This is a genomic window from Devosia sp. (genome assembly GCF_041917035.1).
GTDB lineage: Bacteria > Pseudomonadota > Alphaproteobacteria > Rhizobiales > Devosiaceae > Devosia_A.
In genome coordinates, this window is the sequence record NZ_JAYRYM010000030.1 from 1 (window position 1) to 26,725 (window position 26,725).

The window sequence follows — 26,725 nt, forward strand, 5'->3', positions numbered from 1 at the left end:
CGCGCTTGGTCGTGTAGCCGTAAAGGCTCATCGACCCGAAGGTCGCGGCGGTGATGAAGAACACCTTGGCGATCGAAGCGTCGGTATAGACCATGAAGATCGAGCTGAGGCTCAGGCCCATGACGGCAGCGAACACCCAGAACACCGCCTGCGCGGCGCCCACAGAGAGCTTGTTGATGCCGAAGCTCAGCACCAGCACGAAGGCCAGCGGCGACAGCGCGATCACCCACATCAGCGGGCTCTGGTAGATCAGCGCCCCCCAGGCAGTCAGCTGCCCGTCGGCCACGGCGCCCTGGGCGCTGAAATAGGCGACCAGCCCGGTCACCACCAGGCCAATTCCCATGTAGTTGTAGACCTTGAGCATATAGCTCCTCAGGCCCTCGTCGATGGCTGCGGCGGTTCCGGCCCGCGCAGCGGCGATAGTCGGTCTGTCGAATTCAGCCATTACAGTTCCCTTTCCTGGCAGCAGGCACGCACGCATGTCGCTGCGGTAGCCTCGGGGAGGAAATATGGCGGCTCCCCCGGGTGATTACAAGAGCGTCGGTGCCGCCAGTGCGGCGCGCAATGTCGCTACGGCACAAGGCCTTAGGTGCTGCGTTCGGGACGTTGACCGCTTCGTGACCCGCATCGGCGGGCCCGTTGCCGTCGCCTATCCTTGCCCGCGTCGGCCCGCCCCGGTACGGTTCGGTGGTCGGGCGTCGCGAATCACGCGTCCCGCCTGCGCGGCAAAGGGAGGGTCGGTTGCCCAGGCTCTTTACCGGAATAGAGGTGCCCCGCGACGTCGGGCTGGCCCTGTCACTGAAGCGCGGCGGGCTGACCGGCGCACGCTGGATCGACACCGAGAACTATCACATCACCCTGCGCTTTATCGGCGATGTCGATCACGCGACCGCTGCCGACGTCATGGACATGCTGGACCGGCTGGCCGACAGCGAGGCGTTCTCGATCCGGTTGAGCCATCTGGGCTCGTTCGGCGGAGACAAGCCGCGGGCCCTGTTCGTCGGGGTGGAGAACAACCAGACCCTGCTGCGGCTGCAGGCCGCACAGGAACGGGTGCTGCAGCGCGCCGGGCTGCCGCCCGACGGCCGGAAATTCGTGCCGCATGTGGCGCTGGCCCGCCTGCGCGGTGCGTCGGCCCCGGAAGTGGCAGGCTTCATCGCCCAGTCCGGCCGCTTCATGCCGCTCGAGTTCCCGGTCCGCCGCTTCGTGCTGTTCTCGAGCAAGGATTCGGTGGGTGGCGGGCCCTATCTCGTGGAACACGCCTATGCGTTGGCCGCCTGATCTGCCGCCTTAACGCTTCCTTCACCAAGCCGGGCCAAACAGAAACTCTCGGGATTCCCGACGCCAAAATGCCGTCACGATTGCCGCTATGGTCTCGACTTAATTCAAATGCGCTCCCGGCTTGAGACCTTGGTAACCATGCGGTGGCAGGATGAGGTGTCGATTGCGCAAACTTCGGACAAGGACGTTCGGGCGATGACGGCGACTCGTTTGGGACTGGCTGTGGCACTGTGTGCCGTTCTCGGCGTCGCGGCGGCGGCGCCGGCCCTTGGCCAGCAGATCAAGCAGCTGGGCACGTTCAAGTCGTGGACGGCCTGGGTCGGCTCGGATGCCAACGGCACGATGTGCTACATCTCGGCCGAGCCGGAGGACTGGAGCCCCAAGGAGGTCAAGGGCGCCCCGGTGAAGCGGAGCCCGATCCACTTCCTTGTGATCAACCGCAAGGGCCTGGGCACCAAGAACGAGGTACAGACCCTCGTCGGCTACCCCTTCCACCCCACCAACGCCAATGTCTCGGCGACCATCGATGGCAAGAGCTATCCGATGGTGACCGAGGGCGAGGCGGCCTGGCTGGCCGTCGAGGCCGATGAGCCGGGCTTCGTCGAGGCGCTCAAGGCGGGCACCAAGCTGGTGGTCAAGGGCACGTCGCAGAAGGGTAACAATATGAGCGACACCTACAACCTGTCGGGCGTGACCGCCGCTTTGGGCGAGATCGGCAAGGCCTGCGCCTGATCTGTGCATGCCCCCAGACGGATGGCGATCTCGATTGGACGGCGCGGGCGGACCCTGCTACCAAGCCGATGACCATCGAGGCCTCATGACTGCTCTGCCCGTTCGATCGCTGCTCCTGCTGGTCCTGGCCTTTCTGGCCTTGGCCGGCGGACCCGCTGCGGCGCAATCGGTCAAGCTGCTCGGGGAGTACCGCGCCTGGTCGGCCTATTCGGCCACCGAGTCGACCGGGCCGGTGTGCTTTGCCCTGACCAAACCCAGCGATGTATCCCCCACCCCGGACGGCTACACCGAGGCCTATCTCTACCTGACGCACCGCCCTGCAGAGGGTGTGCGCAACGAGATGAACCTCGTTGCCGGCTACACCTTTGCGCCGGACACGCCGGCGACGGTGACGGTGAGCGGCCAAAGCTTCGAGCTCTTCACCGAGAACGACGCCGCCTGGCTGCGCGACCCCGGCCAGAACGACAATCTTGCCGGGGCGCTGCGGGCCGGCTCGACCGTCGTGGTCGAAGGCACCAGCGACCGCGGCATCCGCATCACCGAGACGTTCTCGCTCTCGGGCGCCACCGCCGCCTCGCGCGCCATTGAGGGCGACTGCACCGGCTGAGCCGCAGGCCTGCCCTGCGGCGGGCTGTTTTGCGCTGCCCGATGTCCTATGTTATCAGCCGCGCCCAGACGCGCCCGCTGAGAAAGCCGCCCGCACCATGGCCATTGCCCTCGACCTCGATCACCACACCCATGCCGACCGCACCCGACCCGGCCGCGCCTCGCTGGTTGGGCTGTCCCGGCCCGAGCTGCGCACCACCCTGATGGGCATCGGGCTCGACGAGCGCGAGGCCAAGATGCGGGCCTCGCAGCTGTGGAACTGGATCTATCACAACGGCGTCACCGACTTCGAGCGGATGACCAATATCCAGAGAGGCTTCCGGCAGAAGCTGGCGGACACGTTCCTGCTCGATCGGCCCGAAATCGTCACCGAGCAGGTGTCCGTCGATGGTACCCGCAAGTGGCTGTTCCGCTTCCGCGACCCGAAGAACCCGGCGCTGCCGCCGGTCGAGGTCGAGACCGTTTACATTCCCGAGGAGGACCGCGGCACGCTCTGCGTCTCGAGCCAGGTCGGCTGCACGCTGACCTGTTCGTTCTGCCATACCGGCACGCAGAAGCTGGTGCGCAACCTGACTGCCGGCGAAATCCTCGGTCAGGTGCTGATGGCGCGCGAGCGGCTGGGCGACTTTCCCGGCGGCGTTCGCCCGACCGACGGGCTGGTTCCGGCGCCGCGCGGTTCGGGCGGCTCCGAGGGCGACAGCCGCGCCGTCACCAATGTGGTGATGATGGGCATGGGCGAGCCGCTCTACAACTACGACAATGTCAAGGAGGCGCTGCTGATCGCCTCGGACGAAGCGGGCATCTCGCTGTCCAAGCGCCGGATCACGCTGTCGACCTCGGGCGTCGTGCCGTTCATCGAGCCGACCGGGCGCGAGATCGGCGTCATGCTCGCCATCTCGCTGCACGCGGTGCGCGACGAGCTGCGCGACCTCCTCGTGCCGATCAACAAGAAATGGCCGCTCAAGGAACTGATCCAGGCATGCCGCGACTATCCCGGCCTCTCCAATGCCCGCCGCATCACCTTCGAATACGTAATGCTGCGCGACATCAATGATTCCGACGCCGATGCGCGCGAACTGGTGCGGCTGCTCGCCGGCGTCCCGGCCAAGATCAACCTGATCCCGTTCAATCCCTGGCCGGGCAGCAACTACGAATGCTCGACCTCCTCGCGGATCGAGCGGTTCGCCGACATCGTCAACGCCGCCGGCTACGCGAGCCCGGTCCGCACCCCGCGCGGCCGCGACATCTTCGCCGCCTGCGGACAGTTGAAGAGCGCCAGCGAGCGGCTGAGCAAGAAGGAGCGCGACGCACTTACGGCCTGAGCCGCCGCCTGCCGAGCATCACCACCGCAGCGCCGGCGACACTGAGCAGCGCCGACAGCCCGAAGATCGACCAGTAGCCGTAGGCCTCGGCCCAGAGCCCGGTGCCGAGGCCGGAGAGCAGGGCACCAGCGCTCATCGTGTTTCCGAACAGTGCCGAGGCGACCCCGGCGCGACCGGGCAGCAGGTCCTGCACATAGGCCATGCCGACGACGCTTATGATGCCGATGGCGGCGGCCCGCAGGATCTGCCCCAGGTAGAGCGACAGCAGCGTCGGCCACACCAGCGCCATAAGGAAATATCCGGCGAACAGCAGGAAGCCGAAGGCAAGCAGCGGCACGCTGACCCGTTGCATCGGCCGGACGACGAACAGCCCCATCACCAGCACTTCGAGCGCGGCACAAAGGCTGAACAGCAGCCCCACGTCGGTCTCGCTGCCCAGTTCGCGCACCACGGTGATCGACATGGCGTTCGATCCCATGAACATCACGGTGTGGAAGGTGGTCATGGCGATCACTGCGGGGGCGGCGGCGCGCACCACGTCGATGGTGATCATCTGGCGCTCGGAAGGATCGGCGGGCACGACCTTGACGCGGCTCACCAGCACCACGGCAAGCGCCAGCACCGCAAGTACTGCTGCTCCCACATAGACACCCGCAAAGCTCCAGCCCGCCACCAGGCCCGCGCCGATCGCCGGGCCGATGGCCCAGCTCAGCGAGGACGTCATCCTGAGGGCGGCCATGCCGCGCGATACAGTCTCGCCTCCGACGCGGTCGAGATAGCCCTTGGCCATTGCGAACATCAGCGCGAAAGAAGCGGAGCTCGGGCCGAACAGCCACACGCCCACGGCGATCAGCAGCCAGCCCTGAGTCAGGGCGGCGCAAAGCGCCAGTCCGAGGATCTTGGCACCCATCGCCACCAGCAGCGGCCAGAGGACCGGCTTTTTGTCGTGCAGGTGGCCGAACACAGTGGTGACGGCGATGCCGGAAATCGCCGACAGCGTCAGGAAGGCGCTCAGCTCCAGCGGCGACATGCCGATCCTCTCCACCGCCAGCAGCGCCATGTAGCTGCCGGCCACCGCCTCGGCGAGCGTCGCCAGCAGGATGGCAAGCAAGGCAGGCGTGAACGACGGCACCTTGAACAGCGCAAGGCTGGACCTGAACGACACGAGGTGTTCCTCTGCGCCGGCCGGCGTGGGTTGAAGGGCGAAACGGCGGGGTGCTACACCTAACCTTCGCCGCTTAACGCGGCAACACCGGCGCGGTGCCATCCCGAGACGTCCGATCCAGCCCGGGGGCCGGTGACGCCCTCAATCGGGGAGCGAAAGATGGCCATTGAACTGAGACGCATGCAGCCGGGCGACGAACTCGAATTCTCCGAGATCGCTCCCGACGTCTTCGATGAGCCCATCCACCCCGGGCGGCTCGAGGCCTACCTGCGCCGGCCCGGCCACCTGCTGATCCTCGCTTGCGACGGCGACCTCGTCGTCGGCCAGTGTGCGGCAGTGCTGCATTTCCATCCCGACAAACCGACCGAGCTCTATGTCGACGAGGTCGGCACCGCCAGCACCCACCTCCGCCGCGGCATCGCCACGGCGATGCTGCAGGCCATGTTCGACTGGGGGCGCGAACTGGGCTGTACCGAGGCCTGGCTCGGCACTGAACTCGACAATGTCGAGGCCAATGGCCTCTACCGCAAGTTCAGGCCCTCCGAGGACGAGGCGATCCAGTACTACCTGTTCGCGCTCGAGTAGCTCCAGGGTCGGGGGCAGCGGCAGGCGCCTCGCCCCTGATCCACTCGAGCCTGTGCCGGCCCTGGCCCGGATCGCCCAGCACCTGGGCCAGCGCCGGCAGCAGCACGCGCAGTTCGCCCTCGAGCGTGAACGGCGGGTTGACGAGGATCAGTCCCGAGCCGTGCAGGCGTGGCGGATTCGACGCCGGGCGGATGCTGATCTCGGCCCGCAGCAGGCGCGGAATGCCGGTCGCCTCGAGCGCAGAGACGAAGTCGTGCACCGCGCGGGTGTCCTTGAGCGGGTACCAGAGCGCATAGAGCCCGCCCGGGAACTTCCGGTGCGCCTTCTGCAGCCCGTCGACCAGTCGCTCGAACTCGCCTTTTTCCTCGAAGGGCGGGTCGACCAGCACCAACCCGCGCTTCTCCTTGGGCGGTACATGGGCGTTGAGGGCCAGCCAGCCGTCGAGATGGATCACCCGCACCTGCACGTCACCGGCAAAGAGCCTGCCCAGCCGCTCGGCATATTCTGGATGCAGTTCGAGCGCCGAGAGCCGGTCCTGTGGCCGGAACAGCGTCCGCACCAGGAGTGGCGAGCCGGGATAGGTCTCGAGCCGGTCACCCGGATTGAGGCCGCGGATCACTTCGAGATAGGGCTCGACCAGCGGCCGCGCCTTGGCGGGCAGCTCGGCCTTGAGCAGCCGGCCGATGCCGTCCACCCACTCCGGCGAACGCCTGGCGATCTCGCCGGTGAGATCGTAGCGGCCGATCCCGGCATGCGTATCGATCACCCGGAACGCCGCGTCCTTTTTCTTGAGGTATTCGCACAGCCGGGTGACGACGATGTGCTTCATCACATCGGCGAAATTGCCGGCATGGAAGGCGTGGCTGTAGTTCATCGAACCACCCGGCCGAGCACTGTCGGGTTCGTCGTCATCCCCGCGAGAATGGCTGGGTCCCGGGATGTCAATGCCGCGCCTGCGCCGTCAGGATGGTCGCGGCGAAGGCCGTGAAGATCGCCGCGAAGCTCCAGTTGATCGCCTTCTCGATCCACCTGCTGCGCCTGAACGCCGCCGCGAGCCCTTCCGCCGCGAAGACGATCAGCACGCCCATGGGGATCGACAGGACGACGAACTGCACACCGAGGAACAGCAGCTTGCCGGCAGCTGCCGGGTCGTTCGCCTCGACGAACTGCGGCAAGAACGTAACGAAGAACAGCACCACCTTGGGGTTGAGCAGGTTGATGCCGAGGCCGGTCGCAAAGCTCTGCCACAGTGTGGGGGTCTTTTTCGCGGCTTCCGCCAGTCGCAGCCCGCCGCCATGCGCGATCGCCTGCCAGGCCAGCCAGAGCAGGTAGACCGCGCCGGCGATCTTGAGGGCGAGAAAGAGCGGCGGCGCAGCGACGATCAGCACCGAGATGCCGAACGCAACCAGCGTGGTGTGCACGAGAATGCCGGTCATCGCCCCGAACATGGCAGCCAGTCCATGCCCCCGCCCGTAGTTGATGGCGCGGCTCATCTGCAGCGCCATGTCGGGGCCGGGCGTGATCATCAGGACGAATGTCGCGACGGCGAAGGCGAGCATCACGGGCAGATCGGGAACGAAGTCGGGCATCGGGTCCACCGGGAAGGATCGCTCCTCTTGGCACGGCGCGGGGCGGCTTGCCAGCCCCATCCGGCTGCGCCACAACACGGCCATGGGCAGTCCCGACATCATCCCGATCGGCGCCGGGGACCTTCCCCGCGTCGCCGATCTCGCCTACCGCATCTGGCCGGAGGCCTTTGCCGGCATTCTGCCCGCCGAGCGCATCCCCGGCATGCTGGCCGAAATCTACGCCCTCGAAACGCTGGCCGCCGACATTGCCGTGCGCGACCACCACTACTGGCTGGCGCGCCGCGACGGTGCCGATGTCGGCTTCGCCTCGGCCTATTGCGCCGAGGGCCGGGTGTGGATCAAGAAGCTCTACCTGCTCGCCGAGGCCCGCGGGCTGGGGCTCGGCAAGGCGCTGATCGCCGCCGCCCGCGTCCAATTGGGTCCCGAGCTGCCGGTGGCGCTCTACGTCAACGATGGCAATGCACCAGCCATCGCCTTCTACCGCTCGCAGGGCTTCGAGATCGAAAGGCGCGTCCCCGTCCGCATGGGGCCCTACGATTTCACCGACTACGTGATGCTGAAGCGGGCATAGCCGCAAGCCGCGCAGCCTCGACAACGCGATCACAACGCGTGGCCGGGGCCTCCCGACCATGCGTCGCCCCGCTTAAGCTGCCCTTAACCCTGCCCCAGTCATGCTCCGGGCGGTGTTTTGGGCGTACTTGAGGGCAATTGAGTGAAGTCGCCGGACAAGGCATCGGTAGGTCGCGCCAACGCCCTGCTGCTCGATGCTGCGCTCGAGAGTATCCCCTACGGCTTCTGCGTCTGGTCGCCCGAGTTCCGCCTCGTGATGTGGAACCGCCACTATCTCGACATCTACGGGTTTCCGAGCAAGCGCGTCCGCAAGGGCATGACGCTCGAGGCGGTAGTCCGGCTCTCGGCCGAGCTCGGCAACCATCCGGACCAGTCGCCGGAAGACTTCCTCTTCGCCTATCGGCAGGAGCTGCTGAACAATCGCGGCGGCGCGCGCGCCAAGGTCCGCGAACTGGTGCAAGGCGGACGCACGCTCGAGACGGCACACGTCTATTCACCGGGACTGGGCTGGGTGGTGACGCACGAGGACGTCACCGAGGAGATCGCCTCGTCGGAAATCATCCAGAAGCGCAAGCGCGAACTCGAAAGGCAGAACATCCGGCTCGATGCGGCGGTCAACAACATCAGCCAGGGCCTGTGCATGTACGACCCCAAGGGCCGGCTGGTGATCTGCAACCAGCCCTACCAGCGCATCTACAAGCTGCCCGAACAGCTGCTGCGGCCGGGCACCCTGCTCGACGACATCCTCGCCTATCTGTTCGAGCACGGCATGCGGGCAAGCGGCAATAGCGAGGAGTATATCCGGTGGCGGCGCGAGGTCATCGCGCGCGGCGAGTACGGCAAGAACATCCACGAGCTGGATGGCAGGATCATCATGATGCAGCACCATCCCATGAAGGATGGCGGCTGGGTGACCACGCACGAGGACATCACCGAGCAGCGGCAGCAGGAGGACCGGATCCGGCACCTTGCACGGCACGATGCGCTGACGCAGCTGCCCAACCGGCTGCTGTTCCTCGAGGAGATGGTGGCCGCCGAGCCCGGGCTCGAGCGCGGCGAACACGTCGCGGTGCTGTGCATCGATCTTGACCACTTCAAGGCGGTCAACGACACGCTCGGGCACGCGCTCGGCGACCGCGTGCTGCAGCAGGCCTCGGCGCGGCTGTGGGGCACGACACGCGAGAACGACGTGCTGGCACGGCTCGGCGGCGACGAGTTCGCCCTGCTGCTGCGCGGCGTCGACAGTCCCGCCGCCGCCGCCGCGATCGCCGAGCGCATCGTCAAGTCGATCGGGGCGCCGTTTGCCATCGACGGCCACCAGGTGGCAATCGGGGCTAGTGTCGGCATCGCTATGTCGCCGCAGGACGGCACCACCACCGACGCGTTGATGAAGAACGCCGACCTGGCGCTCTACAAGGCCAAGAACGAGGGGCGCTCGACCTTTCACTTCTTCGAGCCGGGAATGGACGCGGCGATCCAGAAGCGCCGGACCATCGAGGCCGGACTGCGGCTGGCACTGGCGCGGCAGGAGTTGCGGCTGGTGTACCAGCCGCTGATCGGGCTCAAGGAGAACCGCGTCACCTGCCTCGAGGCCCTGCTGCGCTGGGAACCCTCGGGGCGGGGGGGCGTCGTCTCGCCCACCGAGTTCATCCCGGTTGCCGAGGAGACGGGGCTGATCGTCTCGATCGGCGAGTGGGTGCTGCGCGAGGCGTGCCGCACCGCGGCGCAATGGCCCGACGACGTGCGGGTGGCAGTGAACCTGTCTCCGGTGCAGTTCAAGAACAAGCGGCTCTACGAAACGGTCGAGGCAGCACTGCGCGACACCGGGCTGACGCCCACCCGGCTCGAGCTCGAGATCACCGAGTCGCTGCTGCTCGCCGACAACGAGCCGACGCTGCGCACGCTGCACCGACTGCGCGCGCTGGGCGTGCGCATCTCGATGGATGATTTCGGCACCGGCTATTCCTCGCTGAGCTACCTGCGCAGCTTCCCCTTCGACAAGATCAAGATCGACCGCTCCTTCATGCGCGACCTCAAGGCGAAGGGCGACAGCATGGCGATCATCAAGGCCGTCATCGGGCTCGGCCACTCGCTGGGCATGTCGACGACCGCCGAGGGCATCGAGACAGAGGAACAGCTCGCCGCTGTGCGCGAGCAGGGCTGCAACGAGGTGCAGGGCTTCCTGTTCTCGCCGCCCATCCCGGCTTCCGGGGTCGCCGAACTGCTCAATGCGCAGTATCGCGAGCCAGCGCTGCACCGCCGTGCGGGCTAGCGGCGGCGGTGCGACGCTCGACCTATGACGAACTGGTGGGGCTGGCGCGGGCAGCGAGCCGAAGCGGCGATGCCGAGGACCTGCTGCACGATGCGCTGATCGCCGCCCTCGCCGCCGGCCGCGACGATCTGAGCGTGCGGGCCAACCGCGCCTGGCTGTACGGCACGATCCGCAATCTGGGCCGCATGGCATGGCGCGGGCAGTCCCGCCGGAAGCGGCGGGAGCGGGAGTGGGCCGAGACCGCAGAGACCGCAGACGCTGCCGCCGTCAGTCCGGCCCCGGTGACCGATCTGCTGCGCGGCTTGCGTCCGCCGCTCAAGGCGGTGGCGGCACTGGTCCTGACCGGGCACAGCCGGCGGGAGATCGCCTACCTGCTGGGCCTGTCGGACGCCGCGTTGCGTCAGCGCCTCGTCCAGCTCAAGCGCGGTCTCTCCCGGGCCGGCCTGACGATGCCCGGCGAGCCTGCCGGGCTGAACCTCGATCTGGCCTACGGTCGGCTCCGCGCCGCCCTGCTGCCGCTGCTCCTCGAGCAAGGCGGCGCCCTGGGCAGCCACGACCCGGATGGCCACATCTTCGTGATCACCCGCTCACGGAACGGCGAGGCGCGGCAATCTCCTGTGCATGCCGGCCAATCGGCCCGCAAGGCACGAGCGAAAGGATGACTCCGATGGACTTCAAGCCGAAAACCGCCAGTGTGGTCTTCTACGTCAGCGACATCGTGCGCACCGAAGCGTTCTACAACCAGACGCTCAGCCTCGATTTGGCACGGCAGGAGGGAGCCGAGCCGTTCTGGCTGCAGGGCACGCTCGCCGGTGGACTGGACCTTATTTTCTTCCAGATGCCGGCGCGGCGCGGCGACAGCCCGGCGATCGTCTTCACCGTCGATGACGGTGGCATCGACGACATCGTCTCGGCACTGGCCGACAAGGGCGTCACTATCGTCACCCCGGTGAGCGAAGCACCGGGCGGCTGGAGCGCCGATTTCCTCGACCCCGACGGCTTCGCGCTGGGCCTGTGGCAGTCGGGGGAGTTGCCACGCACGCGCAAAGCCTAGTCAGGACCGCGCAATCCAGCCATTCGGCGAATTGTCTTGTGATTGCCATGCCGCTCCGATAATGGGGCGCGCTACGCTTCCCCCTATTCTGATCGGCTGCCCCACATGCGTTTGCGCAACATCGCGATCATTGCCCACGTCGACCACGGCAAGACCACCATGATCGACGTGCTGCTCAAGCAGTCCGGCGCCTTCCGGGAGAACCAGCGCGTCGAAGAGCGCGCCATGGACTCCAACGATCTTGAGCGCGAGCGCGGCATCACCATCCTCGCCAAGGTGACCTCGCTGGTCTGGAAGGACACGCGCATCAACATCGTCGACACCCCCGGCCATGCCGATTTCGGCGGCGAGGTGGAGCGCATCCTCTCGATGGTGGACGGCGTGGTGATCCTCGTCGATGCCGCCGAGGGCCCGATGCCGCAGACCAAGTTCGTGCTCGGCAAGGCCCTGGCGCAGGGGCTCAGGCCCATCGTCGCGATCAACAAGATCGACCGCCCCGACGAGCGCCACCTCGAGGTGCTCGAGGAGATCTTCGACCTCTTCATCGCACTCGACGCCACCCCCGAACAGCTCGACTTCCCGGTGCTGTACGGCGCCGCCAAGCACGGCTGGATGAGCGAGAAGCCCGAGGGTCCCAAGGACAGCCTCGCTCCGCTGCTCGACAAGGTCGTCGCCTACGTGCCCGAGCCGCAGGTGGAGGAGGGGCCGTTCCGCATGCTCGTCACCACCATCGAGCGCAATCCGTTCCTCGGCCGTATCCTCACCGGGCGCATCACTTCGGGCACGGTCAAGGCCGGCGACCCGGTCACCTCGCTCGGCCGCGACGGCAAGGTCGTCGAGAAGGGTCGCGTCAGCAAGGTGCTGGCCTTCCGCGGCCTCGAGCGCACCCCGATCGAGTTGGCGGAGGCGGGCGACATCGTCGCCATTGCCGGGCTCGAGACGTCGACCGTCGCCGACACTCTGGTCAATCCGGCTGTCACCGTGCCGCTGCCGTCCAAGCCGATCGATCCGCCGACGCTCTCGGTTACCTTCCGCATCAATGACGGACCGCTCGCCGGTCGCGAAGGCGACAAGGTGCAGTCGCGCGTCATCCGCGAGCGGCTGCTGCGCGAGGCCGAGGGCAATGTCGCCATCCGCGTCACCGAGGGCACCGACAGCGATTCCTTCGAGGTCGCCGGCCGCGGCGAACTGCAGCTCGCCGTGCTGATCGAGAACATGCGCCGCGAGGGCTTCGAGCTCACCATCGGTCGCCCGCGCGTGGTGCTGCGCGAAGAGAACGGGCAGCGGCTCGAGCCGATCGAGGAAGTGATCATCGACGTCGACGACGAGCATACGGGCGTCGTCGTACAGAAGCTCACCGAGCGCAAGGGCGACCTGGTCGACATGCGACCGTCCGGCGTCGGCCGCACGCGGCTGCGCTTCTACGTGCCGACCCGCTCGCTGATCGGCTACCAGCCAGAGCTGCTTTCCGATACCCGCGGCACGGCGATCTTCAACCGGCTGTTCCACGACTACCAGCCCTACAAGGGCGCCCTGCCGGGTCGCCGCACCGGCGTACTGATCTCGAACGGCACCGGCGTCGCCGTCGCCTACGCGCTGTGGAACCTCGAAGAGCGCGGGCCGATGATGATCGATCCCGGGATGGACGTGTACGAGGGCATGATCATCGGCGAGCACACGCGCGAGAACGACCTCGAGGTCAACCCGCTCAAGGGCAAGCAGCTGACCAATATCCGCACCACCTCCAAGGACGAGGCGGTTCGGCTGACGCCCCCCAAGAAGCTGACGCTCGAGCAGTCGCTGGGCTACATCGCCGACGACGAGTACGTCGAGGTGACACCGAAATCGATCCGCCTCAGGAAGATCGCGCTCGATCCCAACGAGCGCAAGAAGATGATACGGGCCCAGAAAGCCGGCTGAGCCCCGGACAGGCCGCAGTCATGGTGTCACCCTGGCAATGGCCGGGGGTCCATCCCGAGGTCCAGCCCCGCGCCGCGCACATGGTGACATCGCGGGGCGGATTCCGGCGGTCGCCAGAATGACATGGTGCAAGGAGCGGGCATGGCCAAGTGGATCATCGAGACCATCACCGGCTCGGGCTATGTCGGGATCTTCCTGCTGATGCTGCTCGAGGCGGTGTTCCCGCCGATCCCGTCGGAGCTGATCATCCCGTTTGCCGGCTTCTCTGCCGCGCGGGGAGATCTGGACTTCGCCGGCGTGGTCCTTGCCGCTTCGGCCGGCTCGGTCGCGGGCATGGTGCCGTGGTATCTGGCAGGCCGGCTGTTCGGGCTGGGGAGGGTCCGCGCGCTGGCCGACCGCTATGGGCGCTGGTTCACCCTCAATGCCGAGGAGATCGACCTCGCGACCGGCATCTTCCATCGCTTCGGGCCCTGGATCGTGCTGTTCGGCCGGCTGTTCCCGATCATCCGCACGCTAATCTCCGTGCCGGCCGGCCTCGCCAGGATGCCGGTGGCGCTGTTCTTCGGCGCCTCCCTGGCCGGCATCCTGCTCTGGAATACGCTGCTCGCCGGAGCCGGCTTCATCCTCGCGGAGCACTACGAACTGGTCGAGTCCTGGCTCGATCCGCTGACCCTCGTCGTGCTGCTGGCGGTCGGGGCGCTCTACGTCTACCGCCTAGCCACCTGGCGCCCAAGCCGTCGGGCCGGGCGATAGGCCGCAAAGGATAAATGCGCCAAGCGCTTGCCGCAGCGCCCGGCCCCTCCTAAATAGTTTGGCGAACCTGAGGGCCCCTCGATGACTTTTGCCATTCTGCAGACGCTGAGCTTCATCCTCGGCATCGTATGGTGGATCTTCCTGATCATGATCGTCATGAGCTGGCTCATCAGCTTCAACGTGATCAATACCCGCAACCAGTTCGTGGCAACCGTCTGGCGCGTCCTCAACCAGATCACCGAACCGATCCTCAAGCCGATCCGCCGTATCGTGCCCAATGTCGGCGGGCTCGACCTGTCGCCGCTGATCGTTTTCGTCATCATCTTCTTTCTGCAGAACCTCATTGCCTCGGCCGCCGTGGGCCGCTTCCTCTAGCCGGTGTCCGCCTGGCGTCGCGACAGGGACGGCGCATTACTGCTGAGCCTGCGCGTCACGCCCAACGCCGGTATCGACCGGGTCGACGGGGTGGAGCAGCGCGACGACGGCAGCGAGGTGCTGCGGGTCCGCGTGCGGGCGGTACCGGACAAGGGGCGGGCAAATGCCGCCGTCATCGCCGTGCTGGCCCAGTACCTCAGGATGCCGCGGTCGTCTCTCGCCGTCATCGCCGGCGAGACGGCGCGACTGAAGACTGTGCGGATCGCCGGACCCGCCGAGTCAGCGCTGGAGCGTCTGTGCAGCGGCGGCCCCGAGCCAGCGGGATAGCGTACGCAGCGTCGCAAATCCGTTGCACTGCCCGCCCCGATTTGGCACAAGCCTATCACCATCTTCGGGGGCGGAGGACGGGCGCAGCGCGGGTCGCGCGTGCCCAGGATACGGAGCCTGCCTCGGGGATCCACATCGAGGAACAATTCTATGACTCTTTTGCTTTGGGCGATCGTGGTGTGCGGGGCACTCTCGATCGTTTACGGCGTCATCACGACGCAGGGCCTGATGGCCGCCGATGCGGGTTCGGCCCGTATGCAGGAGATCTCCGCCGCCGTGCGCGAGGGCGCCTCCGCCTATCTCCGTCGCCAGTACACCACGATTGGCATCGTCGGCGTGGTGATCGCCATCGCCGCCTTCTTCCTGCTCGGCATCTGGGCCACCGTCGGCTTCGTCATCGGCGCCGTGCTCTCCGGTGCGGCCGGCTTCATCGGCATGAACCTGTCGGTGCGCGCCAACGTCCGCGTCGCCCAGGCAGCGACCAAGTCGCTGGCGGGCGGCCTCGACCTCGCCTTCAAGTCCGGCGCGGTGACGGGCCTGCTCGTCGCCGGCCTCGGTCTCCTCGGCGTCGCGCTCTACTTCATCGTCCTGACCCAGTTCGCCGGCTTCGCGCCCACCAGCCGCACGGTGATCGACGCGCTCGTCGCCACCGGCTTCGGCGCCTCGCTGATCTCGATCTTCGCGCGCCTGGGCGGCGGCATCTTCACCAAGGGTGCCGACGTCGGCGGCGACATGGTCGGCAAGGTCGAGGCGGGCATACCCGAGGATGATCCGCGCAACCCGGCCACCATCGCCGACAATGTGGGCGACAATGTCGGCGACTGCGCCGGCATGGCGGCCGACTTGTTTGAGACCTATGTGGTGACCATCGTCGCCACCATGGTGCTCGCCGCGATCGTCCTGCCCGACGCCTTCAAGCTGGCCGGCATGGTCCTGCCGCTCGCCATCGGCGGCGCCTGCGTGGTGACCTCGATCATCGGCACCTACTTCGTCAAGCTCGGCTCCGACAACAACATCATGGGCGCCCTCTACAAGGGCCTCGTCGCCACCGGCGTGCTGTCGCTGGTCGTGCTGCTGCCGGTGCTCTGGCTCACCTTCGGCGACCTCAACGCCGCCCTCGGCACCGAGGCCAAGGCGTTCACCCCGTGGTCGCTGTTCTGGTGCGGCGTCGCCGGCCTGATCATCACCGGGCTGATCATCGTCATCACCGAATACTACACCGGCACGGGCAAGCGCCCGGTCAACTCGATCGCCGAAGCCTCGGTGACCGGTCACGGCACCAATGTCATCCAGGGCCTCGCGGTCTCGCTGGAGTCGACGGCGCTGCCGGCCCTCGTGATCATCGTCGGCATCATCGTCACCTACAATCTCGCGGGCCTGTTCGGCATCGCCTTCGCCGTCGCCACCATGCTGGCGCTCGCCGGCATGATCGTCGCGCTCGACGCCTTCGGTCCGGTGACCGACAATGCCGGCGGCATCGCGGAGATGGCCGGCCTGCCCAAGGAAGTGCGCCACAATACCGACGCGCTCGATGCGGTCGGCAACACCACCAAGGCCGTGACCAAGGGCTACGCCATCGGTTCGGCCGGCCTCGGTGCCCTGGTGCTGTTCGCCGCCTACACGCAGGACCTGATCTTCTTTTCGGCCAATGCGCCGGAAGGCTCGATCTTCTTCGGCCTCGGTTCGCTCAGCTTTTCGCTCGCCGATCCCTATGTGGTGGTCGGTCTGCTGTTCGGCGGCCTGCTGCCGTTCCTGTTCGGCGGCATGTCGATGACCGCCGTGGGTCGCGCCGCGCAGGACGTGGTGGCGGAGGTGCGCCGCCAGTTCCGCGAGAACCCGGGCATCATGGCCGGAACGTCCAAGCCTGACTATGCCCGCGCCGTGGACATGCTGACCAAGGCCGCCATCCGCGAGATGATCGTCCCCTCGCTGCTGCCGGTGCTTTCCCCCATCGTGGTGTTCATCGCCATCCTGTGGATCGCCGGCGCCGCCGCTGCCTTCTCGGCGCTCGGCGCCATGCTGATGGGCGTCATCGTCACTGGCCTGTTCGTCGCCATCTCGATGACGGCCGGCGGCGGCGCCTGGGACAACGCCAAGAAGAGCTTCGAGGACGGTTTTGTCGACAGCCACGGCGTCAAGCACCTCAAGGGCTCGGACGCGCACAAGGCCTCCGTCACCGGCGACACCGTCGGCGACCCCTACAAGGACACCGCCGGCCCGGCGGTCAATCCGATGATCAAGATCACCAACATCGTGGCGCTGCTGCTGCTCGCGGTGCTGGCGCATATGGCCGGCGGCGGGGCGTAAGCGCGTCCAACACCGGTCTTCCGCCCCCCGAGGGCGGCAACGAAGCAAGGCCCGGGAGCAATCCCGGGCCTTTGTCATTGGTGGCACAGCGGGCCTCGGGTCGGGCTGCCCGGACAGCAAGAACCGGCGCCGCAATCCGCGCCCCGGTCCGATTGCCCTGCCCCGCCGACTTGGCCGGGCTCCCGGCCCCAGAACCGGCCATCTTGCCCGCCTCGGCCGGCAGGAAAGTGCCGATTCGGAACTTGCCCAAACGCCGAGCTTGTGGCTAGTTAACTACGGGTTAAGGGGTATGTCTTCGGTGCGCTTCCGTCTTACTGCTGCCATTGCCGCGATCGCTGTGGCGACGCCCGTCCTCGCCGGTCAGGTTTCCGATTCGCATCGCGCCACGGCCGTGATCGACGGATACCTTGGTGTCATCTCGGATGACCTCGACAATCCCGGCACCGACGCTCTGGATGCGGTTGGTTACCTGGTCGGCGCCGACGGGTTCTTCAACGGCTGGATTGACGGCAACTGGGCCGTGCAGTTCGATCTCAACGCCGAAATCGCCGGGCCTCTCGAATACTGGCCCGGCGCGGGGACCTACCGAACGGCCCTCGCCGGCGCCGCACATGTCGCCTATCGCGACCCCGAGCAGTTTGCGGCCGCCCTCTTCGGCGCCGTCCAGCAGGTGAGCGACGCCGTCGATGGCAACGTGGAAGACACGCTCGCCTACGCCTTGCTCGGCGCCGAGGCGCAGGCCTATCTCGACGACCTGACACTCTACGTGCAGGCGGGGGTGGCGTTGACCGAGCCGGGCGAGCCCGACGGTGGCGACTCCTATCGCGACTACGGCACATTCGGCTTCGTGCGCGGTGTGCTGCGCTACTTCCTCACCGACAACCTGAGGCTGCAGGCGGAGGCCACTTACGGACAGGGCACGGTGGGATACTACAGCTACGGCGTTCCGGACTACATCGGAGCCGATGTGCCTGTGACGCTCACCATGATCCGCCTGCAGGCGGACTATCGCCCGGACGACAGCGACTTCAGCTATTTTGCCGCCTATGAGGCAAGCCTCAACAGCCAGGAGGTCTCGGGCGTGGCCCGCTCATCGCTGGCGCAGCGGGTGATGGTCGGAGTCAAGCTCGACATGGGTGCCGAGACGCTGAAGACACGCGACCGCGAGGGTGTGACCTGGGATGTGCCGCAGATTACCGGCGCCATCGCGCAGGGCAACTCCCTCGACTACTGCTTCATCGGCGACTGTTTCCCCAACAACGTGCCGCTGCCCCCCTGACGACCGCGGGCGTCAGTCGCCCAGCGCCGCCTGCATCTGGGCGATCAGCCGATCATTGTCCCAGTAGTTCGCCTGCAGCCAGGGCGCCGCGGCGGCGGCTTCCGCCGGGCTGAGCGCCACCCAGCCGATCCGCAGCGCCACGCAATGCCGGTCGGGATGGCCGACATTGTACATGTGCGCCATTTCCTCGAAGACGCGCTTCGAATGCCCGTAGGCATTGGGATTGTGGATGGCCCAGCGGGTCTTGGGGTCGGCCCAGTCGGACGACGGGATGACGACGCGACGAATGCCGAATCGGTCGCAGGCGGCCAGCAGCCGCGCCGTACCGATCACGGCGTCCCAGTGCTCGGCATCGGGCGCGCCGACATTGGGCGAGGTCGCGACATGGACGACGCCGTCGGCCGTCTCGAACGCGGCCTTCACCTCCGGCGCATCGTAGTCGAGGTCGGAAAGACCCGAGACGATGTCGGCACCCGGCACCCGGTCGATTCCGATGCTGCCCGGAAAGGCCGCCATGAGGCGCCGGCCGATATTGCCCATGGCGCCGATGATGATGATGGTCATGTCGCAGCTCCCCTGACTGACCCGCGGCCTATCCGTCGGCGAAGCCGATGCGGCGGTCAAGGGCCTGATGGACGATCTCCCTGGGCAAGGCCGAGCATCTGGTCCTGCCGCTGGCGCAGGGCGAACAGCCGCGTCGTGGGGTCGGGTGCGGAATTGTTACGGGTGAGCAGTTCGCCCTTCCGCACCGGCGCAATCACCCTGCCGCCCTCGAGCAGCCCGACCGGCACTGCGCCCTGCGCCCGGGCCTCGCCGATCCTCAGCACGAAGCTGCGATAGCACGTCTCGCCGATCGCATCGAGGCTCTCCCCGACCGCGAGGTCGCGTTTGGCGACCGCGCAGACCTCGGCGACCGGCTGCGGCAGCGGCACCATGTCGGGCCTGCCGTAGAGCATGATGCGGGCGGCGGTCAGCGGCACCTCGAGCGAGGTGAGATGGTACGGCCGGAACAGCGCATAGTAGGGACCACGGCCGACATGCAGGTCGTCCATGCGCTCGATGATGCGCGGATGCTCGGCCTCGATGATGACGAAGACCCCCGGCGCCACCCCCTTGCCGACCGTGAAGTCGACGACGCCCTTGTTGTCCAGAATGCCGCCATCCGTCTTCGGGATCAGCACCTTGACCATGTCGTCGCGGTCGGCCCTCGGGCCGTGCATGCCCGGGACGTCGGGAACGAGCCCGGTAGCGTTGGCGATGCAGGCCATCTCGACCATGGTCTTGGAACCGTCGACGAACTCGACCAGCATGCGTGGGTTCATGTTCCGCCGGACCGCTTCCTCGCGGTAGTCGTCGGGCACGGCGTCGTGGTTCAGCGGATTGTTCTTGCCCTTGCCGGCCGAGACGATGCGGTAGCCGAGCGCGGTAGCGAACTCGATCAGTTCCATGCAGCTCGAGGGCTCGTCGCCGGCACCGACCGAATAGACCACGCCGAGCCGGTCGGCCTCGTGCTTGAGGTAGGGCCCGATGGTGACATCGGCCTCGACATTCATCATGACCAGGTGCTTGCCATGCTCCATGGCCATCAGGTCGTAGTCGGCAGCGACGCCGGGCTTTCCGGTGGCGTCGATCACCACGTCGATCAACGGGTTGGTCACCATCGTGTCGACCGCGGTGATGGCGAGCTTGCCGGCCTCGATGGCGGCAGAGACCTTCGACTGGCTTTCGGCCTCGACGGCATGGGAATCGTCGCCATAGGCAATCACCGTCGCCTCGCGCGCCGTGTGCGGGCGGCGGGTGGCGATGGCGGCGATCTCGATCCCGCGCATCAGCGCGCCCTGGGTGACGAGGTCGGTGCCCATCTCGCCCGACCCGATCACCCCGATGCGGATCGGCTTGCCGGAATCGGCGCGCGCCTTGAGATCGCGGGCGAGGCCGGTGAGGTGCACGTTGGTGAGCGGGAGGGGCGGGATGTTGGCCTTCATGGGCGGCTGCTCTATCACTGGGCACGAACCATTGGAACAGGAACCGATGACGCCACGCGTGGAAGTTGACCGCATCGGCGGATGCGTAGTGATTACGCTCGACCGGCCCGAAGCGATCAATGCGCTGAACCGGGAAATGATCGATGCCGTTGCCAGCACCCTGCGGCAGTGCCGCGACGACCCGGCGGTGCGTCTGGTGCTGTTCGAGGGACGTGGACCGCGCGGATTCTGCTCGGGCGGGGACGTACGGGCGGTCCGCGAACTGGTTCTGGCCGGACGGGCCACCGAGGCGGACAGCTATTTCGCCGCCGAGTACGCCATGAACGGGCTGATCGCGCGCTATCCCAAGCCGACAGTGGCGCTGACCCATGGCGTGGTGATGGGCGGCGGCATCGGCATTGCCGGCCACTGCCGCTACCGGTTCACCTTGCCGTCGGCGCGTTTCGCCATGCCCGAATCCGCCATCGGGTTCTTTTGCGATGTCGGCGTCAACGCTTTGCTGGCCCGCTTACCGCTGCATCGGGCCCTCGCCTTTGCCCTTTCGGGTGTGGCGGTGGGCGCCGCCGACGCGATCGCCCTGGGCTTGGCCGACTGCGTCATCGACGCCGACCGACTGGCCGGCGTCCGTTCCGCCATCATCGAGGCCGGGTTGGGCGATGACGCGGAGGGCGCACTCGCCCGCCTGTGCGAGGCGGAGCGTCGGCCGGGCGGCGAAGCGGCGTTCTGCGCCGCGACGGACCACTTCGCACACCTCGACTGGACCGACCTCGAGGCGGCAGTCTCGGCCCTCGCTGCGGCACCGATGACGGCGGTGACGGCACGACGCTCTCCGACCAGCCTCGTCGCCATCCACCTCTCGCACCTGGCGGCACGGCCGGCGCCGGACATCGAGAGGATACTGGCCATGGACTATGCGCTCGCCCGGCTCATCGCGCGGGCCCCCGATTTTGCCGAGGGCGTACGCGCCGTGCTGGTCGACAGGGATCAGTCACCCCACTGGTCGCCGCAGAGTATCGCCGCGGTCGAGCGGTCCGGCTTTGCTTCTGCAATTGCTGCGCTTTCCCAGCCGGATCGGCCGGGACTTAGCACTTCTTAAACTGTTCCATCGGAGACTGCCCGCCGGGACCAGTCCGTTGGGGGCAGCGCCAGTTCATGGCCCAGGCACGCAGCAAAACCATCGCCTTGCCGGCAATCGTCGACCTCGACGCACTCGATCCGATCCGGGACGAGCTGATCGATGCGGTCGATTCCGGTCCGGTCAAGGTCAATGGCGGCAAGGTCGAGCGGGTTGCCACCAATGCACTGTTCATGCTGCTGAGCGCTGCAGAAACAGCCCGGCGCAACAATTTCAGCTTCGCGGTGACGAACGCCAGCGAGCCGTTCCGTGCCGCCGTCGCGCGGCTCGGCCTTGGCGAGCCGTTTGCCGCGATCACGGAAGGATGATCAATCAATGCGTGTTCTGACGGTCGATGACTCCCGCACCATCCTCGCGATGCTGCACCATACCCTGTCCAACGCGGGCTTCGAGGTGCTGCAGGCCGAGGACGGCCAGAAGGGCCTCGACGTGCTCAAGAACGAGAGTGTCGATGTGGTGATCACCGACATCAACATGCCGGTGATGGACGGTATCGAGTTCATCAAGCACGTGCGGGCCTCCGGCCTGTACAACAGCCTGCCGATCCTGATCCTGACCACCGAGACGAGCCAGGACAAGCGCGACCAGGGCCGCGCCGCGGGGGGGACGGGCTGGATCGTCAAGCCGTTCGACCCGGACAAGCTGATCTCGGTCATCCATCGGGTCGTGCACTGACGCACCGCCCCCGTCCGAAACCCAGAAGGGTTCTTCCGGCATAGCCATGAGTGATCTCGACGACTTCAAGGCCACCTACTTCGACGAGTGCTCCGAACTGCTCAACGAGCTGGAGGAGCAGTTCGCCGCCATCGAGGCGGGGGATCACTCAAGCGATCGGCTGAACGCTGTGTTCCGCGCCATTCACTCGATCAAGGGTGGCGGCGGTGCCTTCGGCTTCTCGGATCTGGTGGGCTTCGCCCATGCCTACGAGACCCTGCTCGACCACGTTCGCGACGGCCGGGTCGAGCTGGGCGAGCACGTGATTGCACTGTGCATCCGCGCCAATGACATCGCCGCCGACTTCGTCAACGCGGCCAAGGAAGGCATCGCGCTCGAGCCCGGCTTCGGTGCGGACGAGAAGGCGCAGTTCGATGCCCTGACCTCGGGCAACGACCCCGACCTCGCCGGCGAACCGATCGAGGAGTTCGACATCGACTTCGTGCCGGTGATGGTTCACCTGCGGGGCGCCGACGACGAAACGGCACCGGCAGCCATCGATGCCGATTCGCTTGCCGACAGCTTCGAGGCGCCGCCGATGGCGGCCGAGCCGGGCCGATGGCTGATCCGATTTGCCCCGCACAGCGAGCTCTATGCCCGCGCCAACGACCCACTGCTGCTGTTTCGCGAGCTCGCCACCCTCGGCCATGTCGAGGTCCGCGCCATCCTCGACGAGATTCCTGCCCTCGCCGACTTCGAGCCGTTCGGGGTCTACTGCGTGTGGGAAATCACGCTGACCTCCGCGACTGTCACCGAGGCGGCGATCGCGGAGGTGTTCGAGTTCGTCGACGGCAATTGTGACCTGACGATCGGACCGGCCGCCGCCATCGGGCTGGCTCCGGCGGCGTTCGGGACGCCATCCGACCCGATCGTGCTTGCCGCACCTTCGAGTGCCGCGCCGGATGCCGAGGATTCGCCCGAGGAAGATGCCAATGTCCTCAGCTTCGCCGATCTCGCCGAGACGCTGAAGCCGGCGCTCAAGGCGGCGCCGCCCAGGCTGCCGCAACCGCTGAAGACGCCGACCGCGCCCGAGGACCACGACGGCGAGGGATCCGGCCGGGCCGGCGCCGACGACCGGCGCAACGGCGTGCAGTCGATCCGCGTCGACCTCGACAAGATCGATCGCGTCGTCAACATGGTCGGCGAGCTGGTGATCACCCAGTCCATGCTGACCCAGCAGATGGACGAGACGCTGCGCGCGCAGTACCAGGAACTGGTACGCGGCCTCGAGGTCCTCGCCCAGACCACCCGCGGGCTGCAGGACTCGGTGATGGCGATCCGCGCCCAGCCGGTCAAGACCGTGTTCAGCCGCATGCCGCGCCTGGTGCGCGAACTGGCCTCCAAGACGGGCAAGAAGATCCGCCTCGAGACCATCGGTGAGAACACCGAGATCGACAAGACGATCATCGAGCAACTGTCCGATCCGCTCACCCACATGATCCGCAACTCGGCCGATCACGGCATCGAGCAGCCGGAAAAGCGCGTCGCCGCCGGCAAGTCCGAGGCCGGCGTGATCCGGCTGTCGGCAGAGCAGGCGGGCGGCAATATCCTCATCGCGGTGGAAGACGACGGCGGCGGCATCAATCGCGAGCGCGTGCTGCAGGTGGCCCGCGACCGCGGCGTGGTGGGGCCCGAGCAGACCCTCAACGATGAGCAGATCGACCAGCTGATCTTCGCCCCGGGCTTTTCGACGGCGGCGGAAGTGTCCGATATTTCGGGCCGCGGCGTCGGCATGGACGTGGTGCTGTCCAACATCAAGAAGATCGGCGGTTCCGTGCATGTGAAGAGCTGGACAGGCAAGGGCACGCGCATGACGCTGCGCCTGCCGCTGACGCTCGCCGTACTCGACGTGATGCTGGTCAAGGTGGCCGGCAGCCCCTATGTCATCCCGCTCTCCTCGATCGTCGAGACCATCCAGTGCGCGCGCGCCAACTTCTCGCGCATGCCGACGGGCGGCCAGGTACTGCAGGTGCGGGGCGAGTATGTGCAGGTCGTCGATCTGGCGCAACGCTTCGCCATGACGACCGAGGTCGATCGGGACAGCCGGTTCGTTGTGCTGTGCGAGGCCGAGGGCGGCGTCAAGGTGGCGCTGATCGTCGATGACATCATCGGCCAGCAGCAGGTGGTGATCAAGTCGCTGGAGGAGAACTTCCAGTCGATCGAGGGCATCGCCGGCGGAACCATCCTGGGCGACGGCAACGTCGCGCTCATCGTCGACGTGCAGGGGCTCAAGTCCGCGTCGAACCCCCGCAACAAGGCGGCCTGAGGCCGCGGAACGATTGTGCCCGGCAGCGGGCGAGAAAGGCAAAGACCATGGAAGCCCTGGCATTCAAGGACGATATCTCCGGCAGCGGCGCCGCGGCAGCAGCCAACAGCCTGCAACTCATCGCCTTCTCGATCGGCGAGCAGACCTACGGGGTGGAAATCACCACCGTGCGCGAGATTCGCGCCTGGAACGGCGCCACACCGCTGCCCAACACGCGCGAGTTCGTGCGCGGGGTGATCAACCTGCGGGGCACCATCGTGCCGATCTTCGATCTGCGGGCCCGCTTCGGCGAAGGCCAGACCTCGCCCACCAAGAACCACGTGGTGGTGGTGATGTCGGTCGGAGAGAAGTGGGTCGGCATCCTGGTGGATGCGGTCAGCGACATCCTCACCGTCTCCAAGGACGAGATTCACAACGTGCCGGAAGGCAACTCCATCGATACCGAGCTGCTCAACGGGATCGTGACCCACGACAGCCGGATGGTCGGACTGATCGACCTGCACGCGGTCGTTTCCGGCGCAAAGGTCGACGGCTAGTCGACACGATCCACAACGCGCGAGCCAGGGAAAGCCGCTTTGCGATGCAAGGCGGCTTTCGCCTTTCAGGCAAGTGCGGGCCGGCCCCGGCCGATTGCGCCGAGCCTCGTTTAGGCTCATGATTTCGCCCATGTTTTCGGCCCTGTTGTGCTTGCGCAGCGGCCGCACTTGACCCATCTTTGCCGTAGTCACGCGTGGTCATCAGCGACAGGTCGGTTCTTCAGCCCTCGAGGTTCAGCACATGCCCCACCACACCCCCCTGATCTCGACGATCGTCGCGGGTCTGGTGCTGGCCTTCGTGCTGGGTGCCATCGCGAACCGGCTCCGGATGCCGCCGCTCGTGGGGTATCTGGTTGCGGGTGTGATGGTCGGGCCCTACACCCCGGGCTTTGTCGCCGACACCGATCTTGCCACTGAACTCAGCGAAATCGGCGTCATCCTGCTGATGTTCGGGGTGGGGCTGCACTTCTCGCTCAAGGACCTGCTGAGCGTCCGGGCGCTCGCCATACCCGGAGCGCTGGTGCAGATCGGCGGTGCCACGCTGCTCGGCTGGGGCCTTGCGAGCCTGCTCGGCTGGCCACTCGGTGGCGGACTGATCTTCGGCCTGGCGCTCTCGGTCGCCTCCACCGTAGTCCTGCTCAAGGCGCTGCAGGACCGCCACATGGTCGAGAGCGAAAAGGGCCGCATCGCCGTCGGCTGGCTGATCGTCGAGGACATCGCCATGGTCCTGGCCCTGGTGCTGATTCCCGCCATTGCCTCGATCAACGGCATCGAGGCTGCCGGCCGGCACGATTCCTTCATCGACCTGGTCGAGCGCTTCACCGGACAGCTCAACCTCTACGGCATCCTGGCCGTGACCGTGGTCAAGCTCGCGGCCTTCGTCGGGTTCATGCTGGTGGTCGGCCGGCGGGTGATCCCGTTCGTGCTGCACTACACCGCCCATACCGGCAGCCGCGAGCTGTTCCGGCTGGCCGTGCTGGCCATCGCGCTCGGCGTGGCGGCGGGAGCGGCCTACCTGTTCGGCGTCTCGCTGGCGCTCGGCGCCTTCTTTGCCGGCATGATCCTGTCCGAGAGTGAACTCAGCCACCGCGCCGCGCAGGAAAGCCTGCCGCTGCGCGACGCCTTCGCGGTGCTGTTCTTCGTTTCGGTGGGCATGCTGTTCGACCCCATGATCCTGTTGCGCGATCCCTTGCCGGTGCTGGCGACCGTGCTCATCATCGTCTTGGGCAAGTCGATCTTCTCGTACCTGATCGTGATCGCCTTCCGCCACCCGATCTCCACCGCTCTGACCATCTCGGCAAGCCTGGCCCAGATCGGCGAGTTCTCGTTCATCCTCGCCGCGCTCGGGGTGAGCCTGGGCCTGCTGCCACCCGAGGGCCGGGACCTGATCCTCGCTGGCGCGATCATTTCGATCATCCTCAACCCGGTCATCTTCATGGTGGTGGACCGGGTGCGGCCGCAGCTCGAGGCCCGGTTCGGCGGTGCGCCGGCGGCGCAGGCAGCTATCCGCACCGAACCCGAGATGGTCGCGGTCGCCCCGAGATCGTCGCAGGCCGCGGTTCAGGATATCTCGGCAGTGCCGACGGCCAAGTCAGGTCATGCGGTGCTCATCGGCTACGGCCGCGTTGGGACGGTAGTCGCCGAGGCGCTGCTGGCAACGCACAAGCCGTTCCTCGTCGTCGAGGATGCGGAGAACCGCGTCAACGCCGCCCGCGCGCTCGGTATCGAGGTGGTGGTCGGCAACGCGGCCGGGACCGGGGTGCTGGAGGCGGCCAATGTCGCCTCCGCAACCACCATCATCATTGCGATCCCGAATGCATTCGAGGCGGGGCAGGCGACCGATCAGTGCCGCAAGGCCAATGCCAAGGCGCTGATCGTCGCGCGTGCCCACTCGGACGAAGAGGAGGATCACCTCAAGCACCTGGGCGCCAACGTGGTGATCCTCGGCGAGC

General features: G+C 66.9%; 27 protein-coding genes. 21 read left to right on the forward strand and 6 right to left on the reverse strand.

The window, feature by feature from the left end:
- Nucleotides 1–445, reverse strand: a 445-nt coding sequence (locus ACE3TU_RS05515) for a Bax inhibitor-1/YccA family protein (RefSeq protein ID WP_374621275.1), incomplete at its 3' end; no start/stop codon positions are given.
- A gap of 296 nt (nt 446–741) precedes the next feature.
- On the opposite strand from ACE3TU_RS05515, the gene thpR reads away from it, so the two are divergent.
- The 4 genes from thpR (at nt 742) to rlmN (ending at nt 3,941) form a co-directional block, all read left to right on the forward strand.
- Nucleotides 742–1,281, forward strand: coding sequence for an RNA 2',3'-cyclic phosphodiesterase (gene thpR / locus ACE3TU_RS05520; protein WP_374621278.1), 540 nt, complete (start codon nt 742–744; stop codon nt 1,279–1,281).
- A 195-nt stretch (nt 1,282–1,476) separates the two neighbouring features.
- Nucleotides 1,477–2,013, forward strand: coding sequence for an invasion associated locus B family protein (locus ACE3TU_RS05525; RefSeq protein ID WP_374621281.1), 537 nt, complete (start codon nt 1,477–1,479; stop codon nt 2,011–2,013).
- Between the two features lie 85 nt (nt 2,014–2,098).
- Nucleotides 2,099–2,620 (forward strand): invasion associated locus B family protein, encoded by a 522-nt coding sequence (locus tag ACE3TU_RS05530; protein ID WP_374621284.1) that lies wholly within the window; start codon nt 2,099–2,101, stop codon nt 2,618–2,620.
- A gap of 97 nt (nt 2,621–2,717) precedes the next feature.
- The gene (gene rlmN, locus ACE3TU_RS05535) at nt 2,718–3,941 is read left to right on the forward strand and encodes a 23S rRNA (adenine(2503)-C(2))-methyltransferase RlmN (RefSeq protein WP_374621287.1); all 1,224 of its coding nucleotides are present in this window, start codon (nt 2,718–2,720) and stop codon (nt 3,939–3,941) included.
- Here the strand turns inward: rlmN and ACE3TU_RS05540 are convergent.
- Complete coding sequence (locus tag ACE3TU_RS05540; protein ID WP_374621290.1) at nt 3,931–5,106, reverse strand: MFS transporter; 1,176 nt, start codon at nt 5,104–5,106, stop codon at nt 3,931–3,933. The genes rlmN and ACE3TU_RS05540 overlap by 11 nt on opposite strands.
- A gap of 159 nt (nt 5,107–5,265) precedes the next feature.
- Here ACE3TU_RS05540 and ACE3TU_RS05545 point away from each other — a divergent pair, with 159 nt between their 5' ends.
- Complete coding sequence (locus ACE3TU_RS05545; protein ID WP_374621293.1) at nt 5,266–5,691, forward strand: GNAT family N-acetyltransferase; 426 nt, start codon at nt 5,266–5,268, stop codon at nt 5,689–5,691.
- Here the strand turns inward: ACE3TU_RS05545 and ACE3TU_RS05550 are convergent.
- Together ACE3TU_RS05550 and ACE3TU_RS05555 are read right to left on the reverse strand one after the other, a co-directional pair.
- Entirely contained in the window at nt 5,639–6,565 is a 927-nt protein-coding gene (locus ACE3TU_RS05550; protein ID WP_374621296.1) for a 23S rRNA (adenine(2030)-N(6))-methyltransferase RlmJ, read from the reverse strand. The genes ACE3TU_RS05545 and ACE3TU_RS05550 overlap by 53 nt on opposite strands.
- Nucleotides 6,566–6,632: 67 nt before the next feature.
- Entirely contained in the window at nt 6,633–7,280 is a 648-nt protein-coding gene (locus ACE3TU_RS05555; protein ID WP_374621299.1) for a LysE family translocator, read from the reverse strand.
- Nucleotides 7,281–7,362: 82 nt separating this feature from the next.
- On the opposite strand from ACE3TU_RS05555, the gene ACE3TU_RS05560 reads away from it, so the two are divergent.
- From ACE3TU_RS05560 to ACE3TU_RS05605, 10 genes are all read left to right on the forward strand, one after another.
- Nucleotides 7,363–7,851, forward strand: coding sequence for an N-acetyltransferase family protein (locus tag ACE3TU_RS05560; RefSeq protein WP_374621302.1), 489 nt, complete (start codon nt 7,363–7,365; stop codon nt 7,849–7,851).
- Between the two features lie 141 nt (nt 7,852–7,992).
- Nucleotides 7,993–10,122, forward strand: a complete 2,130-nt coding sequence (locus tag ACE3TU_RS05565; protein ID WP_374621305.1) for a putative bifunctional diguanylate cyclase/phosphodiesterase — start codon at nt 7,993–7,995, stop codon at nt 10,120–10,122.
- Between the two features lie 8 nt (nt 10,123–10,130).
- Nucleotides 10,131–10,784 (forward strand): RNA polymerase sigma factor, encoded by a 654-nt coding sequence (locus ACE3TU_RS05570; protein ID WP_374621307.1) that lies wholly within the window; start codon nt 10,131–10,133, stop codon nt 10,782–10,784.
- A 5-nt stretch (nt 10,785–10,789) separates the two neighbouring features.
- Nucleotides 10,790–11,176, forward strand: a complete 387-nt coding sequence (locus ACE3TU_RS05575; protein WP_374621310.1) for a VOC family protein — start codon at nt 10,790–10,792, stop codon at nt 11,174–11,176.
- A 105-nt stretch (nt 11,177–11,281) separates the two neighbouring features.
- The gene (typA, locus tag ACE3TU_RS05580; RefSeq protein ID WP_374621313.1) at nt 11,282–13,096 is read left to right on the forward strand and encodes a translational GTPase TypA; all 1,815 of its coding nucleotides are present in this window, start codon (nt 11,282–11,284) and stop codon (nt 13,094–13,096) included.
- A gap of 141 nt (nt 13,097–13,237) precedes the next feature.
- A complete protein-coding gene (locus ACE3TU_RS05585; RefSeq protein ID WP_374621315.1) occupies nt 13,238–13,849 on the forward strand; it encodes a DedA family protein in 612 nt (203 codons plus the stop codon).
- Nucleotides 13,850–13,930: 81 nt separating this feature from the next.
- Nucleotides 13,931–14,224 carry a YggT family protein gene (locus ACE3TU_RS05590; RefSeq protein WP_374621318.1) on the forward strand — a complete coding sequence of 98 codons (294 nt, stop codon included), beginning with the start codon at nt 13,931–13,933 and terminating at the stop codon, nt 14,222–14,224.
- Between the two features lie 3 nt (nt 14,225–14,227).
- Nucleotides 14,228–14,551, forward strand: coding sequence for a DUF167 family protein (locus ACE3TU_RS05595; RefSeq protein WP_374621321.1), 324 nt, complete (start codon nt 14,228–14,230; stop codon nt 14,549–14,551).
- A gap of 150 nt (nt 14,552–14,701) precedes the next feature.
- Nucleotides 14,702–16,858 carry a sodium-translocating pyrophosphatase gene (locus ACE3TU_RS05600; protein WP_374621324.1) on the forward strand — a complete coding sequence of 719 codons (2,157 nt, stop codon included), beginning with the start codon at nt 14,702–14,704 and terminating at the stop codon, nt 16,856–16,858.
- Between the two features lie 298 nt (nt 16,859–17,156).
- Complete coding sequence (locus ACE3TU_RS05605; RefSeq protein ID WP_374621326.1) at nt 17,157–18,137, forward strand: hypothetical protein; 981 nt, start codon at nt 17,157–17,159, stop codon at nt 18,135–18,137.
- Between the two features lie 12 nt (nt 18,138–18,149).
- On the opposite strand, the gene ACE3TU_RS05610 is transcribed toward ACE3TU_RS05605, so the two are convergent.
- Both ACE3TU_RS05610 and ACE3TU_RS05615 read right to left on the reverse strand, forming a co-directional pair.
- Nucleotides 18,150–18,701: an NAD-dependent epimerase/dehydratase family protein gene (locus ACE3TU_RS05610; protein ID WP_374621329.1), complete on the reverse strand. Its 552-nt coding sequence runs from the start codon at nt 18,699–18,701 to the stop codon at nt 18,150–18,152.
- Nucleotides 18,702–18,757: 56 nt separating this feature from the next.
- Nucleotides 18,758–20,122 (reverse strand): NAD(P)H-dependent oxidoreductase, encoded by a 1,365-nt coding sequence (locus ACE3TU_RS05615; RefSeq protein ID WP_374621332.1) that lies wholly within the window; start codon nt 20,120–20,122, stop codon nt 18,758–18,760.
- Nucleotides 20,123–20,168: 46 nt separating this feature from the next.
- Here ACE3TU_RS05615 and ACE3TU_RS05620 point away from each other — a divergent pair, with 46 nt between their 5' ends.
- From ACE3TU_RS05620 to ybaL, 6 genes are all read left to right on the forward strand, one after another.
- Nucleotides 20,169–21,218: an enoyl-CoA hydratase/isomerase family protein gene (locus tag ACE3TU_RS05620; RefSeq protein WP_374621334.1), complete on the forward strand. Its 1,050-nt coding sequence runs from the start codon at nt 20,169–20,171 to the stop codon at nt 21,216–21,218.
- A 56-nt stretch (nt 21,219–21,274) separates the two neighbouring features.
- Nucleotides 21,275–21,565: an STAS domain-containing protein gene (locus tag ACE3TU_RS05625; RefSeq protein ID WP_374621337.1), complete on the forward strand. Its 291-nt coding sequence runs from the start codon at nt 21,275–21,277 to the stop codon at nt 21,563–21,565.
- A 7-nt stretch (nt 21,566–21,572) separates the two neighbouring features.
- Nucleotides 21,573–21,932: a response regulator gene (locus tag ACE3TU_RS05630; RefSeq protein WP_374621340.1), complete on the forward strand. Its 360-nt coding sequence runs from the start codon at nt 21,573–21,575 to the stop codon at nt 21,930–21,932.
- 46 nt (nt 21,933–21,978) lie between these two features.
- Nucleotides 21,979–24,237, forward strand: a complete 2,259-nt coding sequence (locus ACE3TU_RS05635; RefSeq protein WP_374621342.1) for a chemotaxis protein CheA — start codon at nt 21,979–21,981, stop codon at nt 24,235–24,237.
- A 47-nt stretch (nt 24,238–24,284) separates the two neighbouring features.
- A complete protein-coding gene (locus tag ACE3TU_RS05640) occupies nt 24,285–24,773 on the forward strand; it encodes a chemotaxis protein CheW (RefSeq protein WP_374621345.1) in 489 nt (162 codons plus the stop codon).
- Nucleotides 24,774–25,014: 241 nt separating this feature from the next.
- Nucleotides 25,015–26,725: YbaL family putative K(+) efflux transporter (gene ybaL, locus ACE3TU_RS05645; RefSeq protein WP_374621348.1), on the forward strand; the 1,711-nt coding region annotated here is incomplete at its 3' end.